Source organism: Acetobacteraceae bacterium, from assembly GCA_039613835.1.
Taxonomy (GTDB): Bacteria; Pseudomonadota; Alphaproteobacteria; order Acetobacterales; family Acetobacteraceae; genus Sorlinia.
The window spans coordinates 304,891-316,956 of sequence record CP154827.1; the positions used below are offsets into that span (position 1 = coordinate 304,891).

General features: G+C 55.6%; 16 protein-coding genes. 12 read left to right on the forward strand and 4 right to left on the reverse strand.

Features of this window, described 5'->3' with window-relative positions; genetic code table 11:
* Positions 1-5: 5 nt before the first annotated feature.
* From AAYR33_01755 to AAYR33_01765, 3 genes are read right to left on the reverse strand one after another with little or no spacing between them, the layout of a single operon-like run.
* A complete protein-coding gene (locus AAYR33_01755; GenBank protein ID XAO72338.1) occupies positions 6-716 on the reverse strand; it encodes a PepSY-associated TM helix domain-containing protein in 711 nt (236 codons plus the stop codon).
* Positions 622-1,278: a PepSY-associated TM helix domain-containing protein gene (locus AAYR33_01760; GenBank protein ID XAO71714.1), complete on the reverse strand. Its 657-nt coding sequence runs from the start codon at positions 1,276-1,278 to the stop codon at positions 622-624. Before AAYR33_01760 ends, AAYR33_01755 begins: the two co-directional genes overlap by 95 nt.
* Positions 1,268-1,630 carry a hypothetical protein gene (locus AAYR33_01765; protein ID XAO71715.1) on the reverse strand — a complete coding sequence of 121 codons (363 nt, stop codon included), beginning with the start codon at positions 1,628-1,630 and terminating at the stop codon, positions 1,268-1,270. Before AAYR33_01765 ends, AAYR33_01760 begins: the two co-directional genes overlap by 11 nt.
* Positions 1,631-1,715: 85 nt before the next feature.
* Here AAYR33_01765 and AAYR33_01770 point away from each other — a divergent pair, with 85 nt between their 5' ends.
* The 4 genes from AAYR33_01770 (at position 1,716) to AAYR33_01785 (ending at position 3,814) form a co-directional block, all read left to right on the forward strand.
* Positions 1,716-2,501 carry a TonB-dependent receptor plug domain-containing protein gene (locus tag AAYR33_01770; GenBank protein XAO72339.1) on the forward strand — a complete coding sequence of 262 codons (786 nt, stop codon included), beginning with the start codon at positions 1,716-1,718 and terminating at the stop codon, positions 2,499-2,501.
* 73 nt (positions 2,502-2,574) lie between these two features.
* On the forward strand, positions 2,575-2,778 hold the full coding sequence (locus AAYR33_01775; GenBank protein ID XAO71716.1) for a hypothetical protein: 204 nt from the start codon (positions 2,575-2,577) through the stop codon (positions 2,776-2,778).
* On the forward strand, positions 2,775-3,413 hold the full coding sequence (locus AAYR33_01780) for a TonB-dependent receptor (GenBank protein XAO71717.1): 639 nt from the start codon (positions 2,775-2,777) through the stop codon (positions 3,411-3,413). Before AAYR33_01775 ends, AAYR33_01780 begins: the two co-directional genes overlap by 4 nt.
* A 71-nt stretch (positions 3,414-3,484) precedes the next feature.
* The gene (locus AAYR33_01785) at positions 3,485-3,814 is read left to right on the forward strand and encodes a hypothetical protein (GenBank protein XAO71718.1); all 330 of its coding nucleotides are present in this window, start codon (positions 3,485-3,487) and stop codon (positions 3,812-3,814) included.
* Between the two features lie 214 nt (positions 3,815-4,028).
* Here the strand turns inward: AAYR33_01785 and bioB are convergent, their stop codons facing one another.
* On the reverse strand, positions 4,029-5,033 hold the full coding sequence (gene bioB / locus AAYR33_01790; protein ID XAO72340.1) for a biotin synthase BioB: 1,005 nt from the start codon (positions 5,031-5,033) through the stop codon (positions 4,029-4,031).
* A 215-nt stretch (positions 5,034-5,248) separates the two neighbouring features.
* On the opposite strand from bioB, the gene AAYR33_01795 reads away from it, so the two are divergent.
* The 8 genes from AAYR33_01795 (at position 5,249) to AAYR33_01830 (ending at position 11,818) form a co-directional block, all read left to right on the forward strand.
* Positions 5,249-6,070: a ferritin-like domain-containing protein gene (locus AAYR33_01795; protein XAO72341.1), complete on the forward strand. Its 822-nt coding sequence runs from the start codon at positions 5,249-5,251 to the stop codon at positions 6,068-6,070.
* 42 nt (positions 6,071-6,112) lie between these two features.
* On the forward strand, positions 6,113-6,763 hold the full coding sequence (locus AAYR33_01800) for a hypothetical protein (GenBank protein XAO71719.1): 651 nt from the start codon (positions 6,113-6,115) through the stop codon (positions 6,761-6,763).
* Positions 6,764-6,842: 79 nt separating this feature from the next.
* Complete coding sequence (locus tag AAYR33_01805; GenBank protein ID XAO71720.1) at positions 6,843-8,906, forward strand: M13-type metalloendopeptidase; 2,064 nt, start codon at positions 6,843-6,845, stop codon at positions 8,904-8,906.
* 78 nt (positions 8,907-8,984) lie between these two features.
* Positions 8,985-9,371 (forward strand): hypothetical protein, encoded by a 387-nt coding sequence (locus AAYR33_01810; GenBank protein XAO71721.1) that lies wholly within the window; start codon positions 8,985-8,987, stop codon positions 9,369-9,371.
* A complete protein-coding gene (locus tag AAYR33_01815) occupies positions 9,320-10,048 on the forward strand; it encodes a hypothetical protein (protein ID XAO71722.1) in 729 nt (242 codons plus the stop codon). Before AAYR33_01810 ends, AAYR33_01815 begins: the two co-directional genes overlap by 52 nt.
* A 261-nt stretch (positions 10,049-10,309) precedes the next feature.
* Positions 10,310-10,540 (forward strand): HWE histidine kinase domain-containing protein, encoded by a 231-nt coding sequence (locus AAYR33_01820; GenBank protein XAO71723.1) that lies wholly within the window; start codon positions 10,310-10,312, stop codon positions 10,538-10,540.
* A gap of 40 nt (positions 10,541-10,580) precedes the next feature.
* Positions 10,581-11,006 (forward strand): sensor histidine kinase, encoded by a 426-nt coding sequence (locus tag AAYR33_01825; GenBank protein XAO71724.1) that lies wholly within the window; start codon positions 10,581-10,583, stop codon positions 11,004-11,006.
* A 149-nt stretch (positions 11,007-11,155) separates the two neighbouring features.
* Positions 11,156-11,818, forward strand: a complete 663-nt coding sequence (locus AAYR33_01830) for a glycine betaine ABC transporter substrate-binding protein (GenBank protein XAO71725.1) — start codon at positions 11,156-11,158, stop codon at positions 11,816-11,818.
* Positions 11,819-12,066: the final 248 nt, after the last annotated feature.

The following is a 12,066-nucleotide window of genomic DNA, read 5'->3' on the forward strand; positions in this document are numbered from 1 at the left end:
CGACGTCAGGCCGAGATATAGTGCCCCCGGAAAACATCCAGAGATGCGGCACCACTGGCTGTGATCCAGACTGAAAAGAAGATGTCCGGCTCGACATGACAAGTATTCACCATCCCTCCCGGAAGCACACGGCTTGACGCAAGATAAGCGAGCATGGCGAGCGGCAACGCTGTCGTCACGGCCAGTGTCGCCGCTTCTCCCAATCTGAAGCTGAACCGATGCCCGTTTGCACTGCGTCTTTTCATGAGAAAGATGACAAGTCCCGCGGACATCATCCAACTTCCGATAAGCCCTCCGGTGAAATAGAGGAAACGAAACGGATATCGGGTCCAACGCGCGTAATGGAGCCCGGCGAGCCAGCCTTTGACATTGGCGATATACGCTTTATGTCGCTCAAGCCGGACGTCACCTGTGGGAAGGGGAGCGATGAAGGCGTCGCGGGTGATAACCGTGCTGGCCATGTCGCTGCGAAAATATTTGATGTCATTTTGCGTGAAGGTGATGAAGCCAACCTGCCCTTTGCCGAAAACCCCTTCCGCCTGATGGAGCAACCGGGAAATTTCGGGCGCCTCCAAAGGTGCTTGCGGTGGCATGGCGGGCTTTCTTGTCTCCCGCACCTTGCTATGCGGCATGGCGGGGAAAAGTCGCATCGCGTGGATTGACGCGCCCGTGTAAGCCATCATTGCCGTAAACGGGACGAGCAGCACACCAACCAATATATGCGCGTCTGTCCAGGAGCGCACCGAAGGCCCCTGACGCCGGAAAAGCAAAAAAATCAGGCAGAAGCCTCTTAAGCTGGGTGATCACGCCTGCCCCCAGCGTGACGAGGAGCATCAGCGCCGTGATCTCTGTCGGGATGCTGCCCCAGGGTTTCGGGAGAAACAAGCCGTGGTGAAACACGTAGAAAAACGTGCCGCCATAAGTGACGCGGCGCGTGCGCAGTGCGCCGGAGGTCGGGTCAATGACCGGGCCGATAAAGCTCGTGCCATCATAATGCACGACACGCAAAAACGGGTCACGGATTGAGAGGAGGATGATGAGCGGGATGAAGCCATGCGCCTGCATCTGCGCAACTTCATCAATCGCGGTGTTCATCCCGGCTTCAGTTATCTCGGGAGAAGGATCGCGCGCGAGTTCAGGCTGCATCCAGCGCGTGATTTCCGTGTCAAAAGTGGTGAGCGCACCACAGGAGAAAATCACAACCAGGAGAAGTCCCACAATAAAACCCACCCATGCATGCAGCCAACCCATGCGTTGGCGCAGCGTGTCACTGAACATGGGGAGAATAATGCGCCTGACTTAAAGCATGTCCCGCGGCACCTGCGCCTTCCTGGTGGGGCAGGGCGACGTCAGGACGTTTAAACGGAATTGAAAACACGGCAAGTAGAAAAGCAGGCATGAGAAAACAGACCAGCAGATAGCTGAAATTTGGCGCGAAGGGAGAATGATAATGTGTTGCCACCCATTGATCGAGCTTCAACGCGCCAAACCCGAGCACCCACACACCGGCCAGCCCGCCAAGGAGCCGGCGCGCAGACCACCCATGCGCCTGGTTAAGATTGTGTCTCACTTGCAACAACTTATACGAACCGTCCAAAAAAGCAAAAAACTGGTTAATTTCTAATTGCAACTGTTTCTCATTTGAGACAACTGGAAGGAAGTTGAAGTCAGTTCAACCCTTTGTCAACAAACATTTCACGATGGAGTCTCTTTTGGTGACCTCTCATACCCGCCAATTCTCTCGTTCTTTTACGCGCGTTGGCCTTACCTTTCTGGGCGCCTCAATAGGTTTCACCGCGCAGGCGGCACCGGCAACGCCTGTCGATGCAGGGACGCATCAATCTTCAGCCAGCAATGTGACATCCGTGAATGCGTCGGATCGGGAAAACCTCGTCGTCCGTGCCAAACGTGAGAATCAGATGGAAGTCACGCAGAGTGGCGATCTCGGCGTGCTCGGGCATATGAGCGGACTTGACGCGCCTTTTAATGTGCGCAGTTACACGTCCAGCATCATGCTCAACCAGAAGGCGCAGACGCTGGGGGAGGTGCTTGAAAATGATCCCTCCGTGCGGATGACTCTCGGCTACGGTAATTTCTCCCAGATGTTTATTATTCGCGGCCTGGCTGTCGCCGGAGATGATGTCGGGATTGACGGGCTTTACGGCATTGCGCCCCGTCAGCTCCTCCTGCCGCAATTATATGAGCAGGTGCAGGTGCTAAACGGCACCAATGCTTTCGTGAATGGTGCGGCCCCGGGTGGGACCTCAATCGGCGGTAGCGTCAATCTCAAACTGAAGCAGGCCGGTAAGGACCCGATCACGCGCCTTACCGGCAATTATGGCTCCCGCGGTCAGGGGGGTGGCGTGCTGGATGTCAGTCGGCGATTCGGGCGCAACGATCAGTTCGGTTTCCGGCTGAATGCGGCGGGGATGGGGGCAATGACACCATTGAGGGTGAAAACGCCGCGCTCTTGCCATTGGCGGTGCCTTCGACTGGCATGATGTTTCCAACCATACGCGGCTGATTACCGATATCGCTTACCAGAATCAGGGCGTTTATCATGGCCGCCCGGGTGTGCTGCTGTCATCCACCCTGACATCAGTCCCCCGCCCGCCATCGGCCTCCGCCAATTACGGACTGCCCTGGACCTACACCAACCTCAATTACCTTTTCGGCCTCATGAGGCTGGAGCATGATTTCACCCCGCATTTGATGGGCTACGCGTCATTCGGGGGCAGAGCGGGTGGGAGAAGGGCGATTACGCTCAGCCAACCGTGACAGATGTGCAGACAGGGGCAGCCACTTATGGCGGGATGTACGTCCCTGCCTTCACCACCAATGAAAGCCTTCAGGCGGGTTTCCGTGGGAAGTTCGATACCGGGCCGCTGCGGCACGAAGTGAATCTCGGTGGCTCCTCAGTATGGACGAATATGGCGACCGCTTATTCCATGGCGCTGACGAAAGGTGACACAAACCTTTACGGCCCTTACGGAAATCAGGCGCACCTGCCTTACAGCTTCTCAGGGGGTAACGTCGATAATCCGCAGCTCAATAATACGACGCGCCTCTGGAGTCTCTTTTTCTCCGATACCGTCAAGGCTTTTCATGACCGTGTCGCTCTGACCGCCGGGTTCTGCTATCAGAATATCCGGCAGATTTTCTATAATTACGGCGCCAGTCCGGCGGATCGTTACGCGCAGGGCGCCTTCACGCCGGTTGTCGGCCTGACTGTGCACCCGACGCGCCACACGGCGATCTACTTCAACCGGTCAGAGGGCCTGTCACCTGGCCCGACAGCGGGCGGCAATGTCGTAAATCTTGGGGAAATCTTCCCACCTTATCGCACCGTGCAATATGAAGTGGGTGCGAAATATATCCAGCGCAATTTCGCGGCCTCGCTGGCGCTTTTCTAGATGAGCATCCCCAGCTCATATGTCGAGCCTCTGGGCGATACACAGGGCGGTCGGTCTATACCGTCAATGGCATGCAGCATAATCGCGGCATTGAGCTCAATATCAACGGCACGATTGTTAAAGGACTGCGCTTCAATGGCGGTGCCACCGTCCTTCATGCGACGCAGATCCGCACGGCGAATGGTGCGCAGAATGGCTTGAAATCGCTGGGCGTGCCGGGCTACATGATCAGTAGTAACATTAAATATGATGTGCCGAAACTGAAGGACTCACCCTCGTCGCCCGTGTTGAGTAGACGGGACATCAATGGACCAATGCCAATAACACCCAGCGTGTTCCGGCCTGGACGCGTGCTGATCTTGCCGCGCGCTATGTCTTTCTCGCGGGTAAGAAACCGCTGACATTGCGCTTCGGTGTCGATAACATCGCCAATAACAGTTATCGGACGTCCGCCTATGGCGGCCACCTCTATCAGGGCCTGCCGCGCGTCTATAAATTCTCATTCACGACGGATCTGTAATGCAAAAAGGGGCGGTGACACGCGCCCCTTTCTTTACACTGCAAAAACCGCCTTGCCGTCTGATAAATCAGGGCAGGGCGGTTTTTTATGCGGTTTTAATGGGTTTTTGTCGCGGGGCGCATACCGAGTTGCGCCAAAAGGCGACGATCACGATGCTCGCTCGGATTCGGTGTCGTCAGAAGTTTATCACCGCAGAAAATCGAGTTCGCGCCCGCCATGAAGACAAGCGCATGGGCCTCGTCACTCAAAAGTTCACGCCCTGCCGCCAGGCGGACATGGCTCGCGGGCATGGTGATCCGGGCTGTTGCGACGACACGCGCGAAAGTGATGGGGTCAATCGGCGCCGCATTCTCAAGCGGCGTGCCAGCGACACGGATGAGGAGGTTGATCGGCACGCTCTCCGGGTGCTGGGGCAGGTTGGCGAGGGTCATGATCAGCCCGACGCGGTCATTCTCATCCTCTCCCATCCCGACAATCCCGCCGCAACAGACATGAATGCCGGCCTCACGCACATTTTCGAGCGTATCAAGACGGTCCTGATAGGTGCGGGTGGAGATAATCTGGCTGTAAAATTCCTCTGACGTGTCGAGATTATGGTTGTAATAATCGAGCCCTGCTTCCTTGAGGGCCGCACTCTGCGCGGCTGTTAACATGCCGAGCGTAACGCAGCTTTCCAGCCCCAGTGATTTGACGCCGCGTATCATCTCACACACGGTTTCAAGGTCATGGTCCTTGGGGGACCGCCATGCGGCGCCCATGCAGAAGCGCCCGGCCCCCGCATCCTTCGCACGCTTTGCTTCATCAAGCACTTTCTCAATGCTCATCAGGCGCTCTGCCTGCTGACGCTCAGCATGTCGGGCGTTCTGGGGGCAGTAGGCGCAATCCTCGGGGCAGCCCCCTGTTTTGATGGAGAGAAGCGTCGAGATCTGGACTTCATTCGGGTCAAAATAAGTGCGATGCAGGGTTTGCGCCCTGAACATCAGTTCCGGAAAGGGAAGCGTCAGCAGGGCCGCGACCTCGTCACGCGTCCAATCGTGTCTTATCTCGGATTTTCGGGTCATATCCGTGGACCGGGTGACGGGTTGCGAGTGTAAGGCCATATTCATTGTCGCGAATGCTCCAGAAAACCATCATCAAATCGGCTAACGATATCATGAGACGCATCGTTTGTCACGTCCATGCAAAGCCGCGACAGGCAACATGCGCCCCTTGCCAGCGTTAACACTGTCAGACTTCGCTTGATCCTGCGCGCAACGAGGCGCATGTTATTAGATCAGGCGAGGTGTCCGCCGCAAGTGGCACGTTTGGGGATCGTATGAAACACTGGCGCATTGAGCAACTGGATTGGGATGCTTTCGACGTAACGAAGGTCGATCCTGAAATTATTCCTATCGTCAAAGCCGCTTCTGTCGTTGAGCGCAATAGTCTGGATTACGCTGCCTACCTTAATAATGTCTTTATCGGCGACCCGGATTTTGCCAAAGCCGCAGATGCGTGGGCGGTTGAGGAAGTGCAGCATGGCGACGCATTAGGTAAATGGGCCATGCTCGCTGATCCGATATGGGACTACAAATCAGCATTTCAGCGTTACCGTCAGACTTATAAAATTGACAAGGACGTCGATGCTTCCATCCGAGGCTCCAGCACAGGGGAGCTGATTGCGCGCTGCATGGTGGAGACGGGAACATCCTCCTTTTATACAGCCCTGGCGGACAGCACGGATGAGCCTGTTCTCAAAGCGATCTGTAAGCAGATCGCTGCTGATGAATTCCGCCATTTCAAGCTTTTTTATGACCACATGCACCGTTATCTCGGGCGGGAAAAGCTGGGGGTGATCCGTCGGGCGCAGATCGCTTTAGGGCGTGTGCTTGAAAGCGAGGATGATGAGCTCGCTTCCGCTTTTTATACGACGAATATACCTGAAGGCACACCTTATGATTACGGGCGCTGCATCGCGGATTATATGGCGCGGGCCATGCCACGTTACCGCCCGAACCATATTCGGCGCGTTGTTAGCATGATATTCAAGACAATCGGGATCAAGCCGCATTCCGTCATCCAGACAGGCGCGGCGAAGCTGATGTACCGGATCATTCAATTCAAATCCCGGCAATATCAGAAACAACTGGCAGGCTGAGATAAACCGCGTAGCCTGACCCAAAAGCAGGACATCCCGTCGATGAGAAAGAAAACGGTTCAGCTCTGCATTCCTCAATCCGGCCGTTCCATCAGGCTCGGTGTGCTGTGTCTGACGCTGGGCGATTTGCTTTCCCTCACAGCATGTAGCGGCACCTGGCGACATGACCCTTATGCCCTGCCCATCGCCCGCTACAGCGCCGGGTCGATCGCAGACGCCGAGTCCACTGCGTCCGTGGAAGCGGCGCGGCAGCTCATGGATCAGGTGGGTGTTTCGCGATATACGTCACAGGACTGGCAGCCGGGACGGGTGAGGGAGGCCGTTCTGCTGACCTTTCGGGATGATGTGTCGGCGGCGCAGAAACAGGCTTTTGCCCAACGCCTCGCGCGCCTGACGCAGGATGCCCGCCGCCCGGATGGAAGTCACCCGATCGACATGATTGAAATGGGGTGGGAGGGCGCGCCGAGCCTGTCCCCCACGGGAAGACACTTCCTTTATATTCTGCAATTCCGATCGGAAGGGGACCGTCACTTCGTCATGGGGCCGCCCATCGTGACAGATCCGCATTTTTATGACCCGGCTTATGCGGCTTTTTCCGCTTTCATGTCCGGGCTGATTGTCGACCGCACGGAGTATGGTTATCATCCAGCCATCGTTCCGGGAATCGTTGCGCAATCAAAACGCGCATCCTGAAGGCAGGGGGCGACCTTCAGAAATGCTTATAACAGACATGCCAAGCTCGGCATGAAAGACAAATATCAGGAGCTCTGGTTTGACCAAAAAATCTATTCTGAAAAAGAGTCTTCTTGCCGCGAGTGCGACCTGGCTGGTCGTGGCCGGGGCGCAGTTCGGTCGTGCCGAAACAAAGCCTTATCCGGCAGGATGGGGTTTTGATACAGCGGGCATGAACCGATCGGTCAAGCCGGGGGATGACTTCTTCAGTTTCGCGAACGGCACCTACATCAAAAATATTCGCATCCCGGATGATCGCTCAAGCTTCGGCGCGTTTGAGGTTCTGGCGGAAACAGCACGTGAGCGCGTTAAATCCCTGTTGATGGAAGCGGGTAAGAACGCGCCGGACTCTCCGATCACGACAAGTGAGAAACTGGGCGTTTACTACGCGACCTTCCTTGATGAGGCGAAAGCCAACCAGCTCGGCAATACGCCGCTTAAACCTTATCTGACCGAAATTCGTAACGCGCATGATATTAAATCGGCTGTTGCTCTCTTCGGCAAAGCATCTCACCAGTTTTTCTATAGTCCGTTTGAAATCTCCATCATGGCGGGTTTTGACGACCCGACAAAATATGTCATCGCGCTCGGTCAGGGACGCCTTGGTATGCCGGATCGAGACTATTATCTGAAGCCGGAATTCGCGGCCAAGAAAAAAGCCTACCGCGCCTATGTTGAGAAAATGCTGGGGCTGATTAATTGGCCCAATGCCGCGCTGGAAGCGACACGCATCGTAACGTTTGAGACGGAACTTGCCAAAGCGGAATGGCCCCTTCAGGCCCTGCGCGACCCTCTGCGTTTGAATAACCCGATGAGCCTGGCGCAGCTACAGGCGAAAGTGCCGGAAATTGACTGGTCGCTTCTCCTGACCGAGGCCGGTATCAAACCGGAGGATTTCAAGTCCGAGAAACTTGTTGTGCTTGAGCCTGCTGCGATCCGAAACATGGCGGCACACATTGCCGGGCTCGATAATGCGACCCGTCAGGCGTGGATGGCGTTTCATCCTGCGGATGATGCGGCCCCTTATCTCAGCCATAATTTCGTGCAGGCTTCTTTCGACTTTAACGCGCATGAGCTTGAGGGCCAGCCGAAACTGAGTGCAAGATGGAAACAATCTGTCACCGCCACGTCCGCCGCCATGGGTTGGGCCATCGGGCAGCAATATGTCAAGCGTTACTTCCCGCCGAGCGCCAAGGCCAGCATCACCAGCCTTGTCGGAGAGGTCAAAGAGGTTTTTTCTGAGAGATTGCGGCATAATCCTTGGATGTCACCCGAAACGCGTGAGAAAGCGGGGCGCAAGCTCAATAACTTCCGCATCGAGGTTGGGTATCCCTACAAATGGCGTGATTACACGGCGCTGGAAGTGAAAAAGGGCGATATTTTCGGCAATGCGACGCGCGCTGCGGCCTTTAAATGGCAGCATGATCTGTCCCACGTGGGCAAGGATGTTGACCGGACCGAATGGGAAATGACGCCCCAAACCGTCAACGCCTACAATGAGCCGACACAGGTTGAAATTGTCTTCCCGGCAGCCATCTTGCAGCCACCTTTCTTTGACCCGAATGGCGACACAGCCATTAATTACGGCGCGATTGGCGGGGTGATCGGTCATGAAATGACGCATTCATTCGATGATGAAGGGCGTCAGTTTGATGAAAAAGGCCGCGTGCATCAGTGGTGGACACCAGAGGACATCAAGCGCTTCAACGTGCTGGCGGATCGCTTCGGCGCGCAATATGAGAAGTTTGAGGTCTTCCCCGGGCTTCATCTCAACAGCAAATTGACGATGGGCGAAAACATCGCTGACCTGGGTGGGCTCACCCTCGCGCTTAACGCCTATCACGCATCACTCAAGAGCAAGTCGGCACCGGTTGTGCACGGTCTGACGGGTGACCAGCGTGTTTTCCTCGGTTGGGCGCAGGTCTGGCGGGAAAAATTGCGGGATGATATCGTCAGAAAACGTGTGACTACAGATCCACACTCTCCGCCAAAAGCACGAGTCAATCTGCCAGCGCATAATCTTAACGATTGGTATGATGCTTTTGACGTAAAACCGAAAGACAAGCTTTATATTCCGCCCGAGCAGCGGGTTGTGATCTGGTAATTATATAACGGGGATTAAAGCGAAAGGAGGGCACGTGCCGGGCAGCGTCTAGGCATGTCTAAAAAGGAGACTTTTTACATGTCTGGATTGCAGCCACCCGACGGCACGCTCAACGTGCCGCAAATTTGTGACCCTGGTTTGTGGCGTCATCTTCTTGAACTTGATAATGAGAAAACAGCCATATTGCGGGACCTGCTTTGCGTCGCGCGGGGACTGCGTCTTGCCGAGGCGGCCTATGTCTCGGTCTTTCTTGATCACAAGGAAGCTCTGGTTTTACGTGTCGGTGCGCTGCCGAAGGAGATCCCTTTTCGTGCCGCTGACTTCCGCAATTATCTGCAGAAAAATCCGTTTTTCGAGACGTGTGACCTGTTGCAGAGGTCGGAGCCCGGCCTGGCCGTGCTCATGGAAAGCCCGTGGTACTACTGTTTCTGTGCGATCCTTCCCTTGATGATGGGGGTGCGCTGATCGGGGCATTCGGTGTGCTGGATCGCAAACCGCGGAAGGATCATCTGAGCGACGCGGCCATGTCGGTGCTCCGCTCTCTGGCGCGAAGTCTCGCTGCAACCCTCACCCGAACTGCATCACCCGCGCGCCCCGCCCGGCCGTCCGAAGCTTCCGCCACGCCCCAATGCGAAAAAATGAGGACGTCAATAAGGGGGCAGCAGCGGTGCAACGCGTCAACCGCAATGGTCTTGTGGGTTTTTTCGAAGCGGATGTGCAGAAGCGGCACGGTACGCATATCACCGTCGCTCTGCCGGATGCTCTCCTTGCAGGAACGCGATATTTTCCTGATCTCCGCCATCAGGCCCTGCATTCCGCGGTTACCCTCCCGCCGCAATCTTCTGGACGGGCTCGGCCTGCATGATGGTGCGACGCTGGATTATAAAATCCGCCTTGGCGGCGTTGTCACGGAGCGCCCCCGATGGCTTCAATACCGGGTCGCGCTCATCAAAGGTGAGGATGCGCACGCTACCCATCTTTGCGGGATCGTCTCTGACGCAAGCGACCATGATACAACGATCAAGCATTATGACCTTCTCGCCCTTTTGGGGAAGGAATTGCGCCTCGCCCATCAGGCCGTCGATGCTTATCGCATCGCGGCGCGACATTTGGGTGAGAGCCTTGATGTTGATTATGTGTAATGTTTCCATTTTGACGCGCATACGGGGCAGAAAAGCCACGATTATGGCGGCTGGAGCCATCGCGGCATGGCGAAAGCGCCGGACGTGCCGTTGCAGGGACAACGAATATGGCAATATCTCTCTCACGGGATGGTGCTTGCAATCGGTGATCTTAGGGAGGTGAGCTGACTGCTGCCGGAGGTACAAAATGACACCGCGGATGGGCCGCGCACCTATCTGATGATCCCCACAATCTGTGAGGGCCGATTGAAGCACTGCGTCGTGATCGCATCCTCGCGGCCACGCGTGTGGCGCGTCGCAGATACATATTTCACCCGCATCGTTGTTGACTGGGTTGAAGCGGTCTCCAATCTGACGGAAGCCCGGCTCGGGCAGGAATTTCTTTACCGAGAAATGGCGCATCGTCTCAAAAATACGCTGACGATCGTCCAGGCTCTGGCGCGGCAAAGCCTGCGGGATTGTCGGGATCAAGGCCAGCGTCAGATCGTTTGAAAGGCGGGTACATGCGCTTGTTTCCGCCAATACGACGAGCATGACCCGCAAAAGCAAAAAGGCTGAGCTGAAAGACGTCGCGCAAGATGTTTTAAAATTGATCGCGCCACTGACACGGTTTGAGCTTAATGGCGCGCGTGTTGCCTTGGGTGCAAAAACGGCTGGCTATCTCGGCTTGCTGCTGAATGAATTGGGCACAAACGCCATTAAATATGGTGCGCTTTCAAATGAAGCCGGCAAGGTGCGTCTCTCCTGGTTGGTAGAAGGCGCGGAAGAAGATGCCCGCCTTGTTATCAGATGGGTAGAGACTGGAGGCCCGCGTGTCAAAGCGCCGCTGCGCAAAGGGTTCGGGTCTCAGATGATCGAATACGGCCTGGGCGAGGGGTGTCACGCGACGCTCTCTTTTCCGCAAACCGGGTGTCAGGCAAGTTTCAGCATGTCGATGCGCAAAGCGGGTGAGGATTGATTTTTCAGAGCGTTCCTTTACTCATCACGGCGAAAGCGCGTCGCATTCAGGTCAGCTTCGCCGACGCCGCATGAATTTAGGATGGACGAATGGGCGTGATCAAACTTGGTTTTCTCCACACGGCACTCCACGCAGGATGTGCAAGCGCCGTGGCACGAGTCATTGAGGTCCATGGGTTCGAGGTTGATTATGTCGATCTCACGCGCGGCGACGTGAAGGATGCGTTATTCACGAACCAGCTTGATATTTATGCGTCAACCTGGTTGCCAATGGATGATGATCTCCTCAATGGCAATTATCGTGCGGTCGGTGATCTTTATCAGCCTCTGCCGTCCTGGCTGACTGTAGGAGACGTCACTATCGGGGAAGGCTGGGCCATGACGTGTGATGCGATTTACGCAGCGGAGTCAGCCCGTTATCTTTACGCCGACGCGTTACAGGTTTTCAAACGCACGTCGCATAAGGACGTCACCATTATTGATGACGAAACCCTTTACCACCAGTTAAATCACGCGGCGCAACAAAATCAACGTGTGCTCGTCGCGGCGATGCAGCCGCACGCGGCATTTTTTGATGCCTGCTTCCAGCTTATTGAAACGGGCCTGCCGGCGCTCGGTGCGCCGATGCGAGCGCCGCTCCTGATTTCGGAAAATCTCGCGGAATGTGGTGACCCGGATCTGTTTGATGAGCTTTCTGAAATGATGCTGGGGTTAAAGGTCATGAGCGCCCTTGATTACGCGATCACGGTTGAAGGCGTTGACCCTGAGGATGCAGCTGAATCCTGGCAGAGAGGCCGACTTATCCCGCGCTGATATAAAACACGTTTTAAGTCTGTTGCTTTTCAGCATCAACTGTGGCGGCGGTAACGCGTAAAAATTTTATTAAATTGCTACTCTCATTACTAGAAGTTATAGGACGCTCGACTCGTAATCGGGTGGATGAGGTCGATAATCCCGAAGTTTTTGAAGCGTTTATGCCTGCTTTGACAGGTCGTGCTCATGACGGGATCATCGTCCCAATACCGGTTTTGAGACAATTCGATGACTGGATCGCGTGTGGG

Coding starts and splice junctions, on each gene's coding strand:
- AAYR33_01760 (XAO71714.1), bottom strand. CDS start 1,278: ATGTTCAGTGACACGCTGCGCCAACGCATGGGTTGGCTGCATGCATGG.
- AAYR33_01785 (XAO71718.1), top strand. CDS start 3,485: ATGCAGCATAATCGCGGCATTGAGCTCAATATCAACGGCACGATTGTT.
- bioB (XAO72340.1), bottom strand. CDS start 5,033: ATGGCCTTACACTCGCAACCCGTCACCCGGTCCACGGATATGACCCGA.
- AAYR33_01795 (XAO72341.1), top strand. CDS start 5,249: ATGAAACACTGGCGCATTGAGCAACTGGATTGGGATGCTTTCGACGTA.
- AAYR33_01800 (XAO71719.1), top strand. CDS start 6,113: ATGAGAAAGAAAACGGTTCAGCTCTGCATTCCTCAATCCGGCCGTTCC.
- AAYR33_01810 (XAO71721.1), top strand. CDS start 8,985: ATGTCTGGATTGCAGCCACCCGACGGCACGCTCAACGTGCCGCAAATT.
- AAYR33_01825 (XAO71724.1), top strand. CDS start 10,581: ATGACCCGCAAAAGCAAAAAGGCTGAGCTGAAAGACGTCGCGCAAGAT.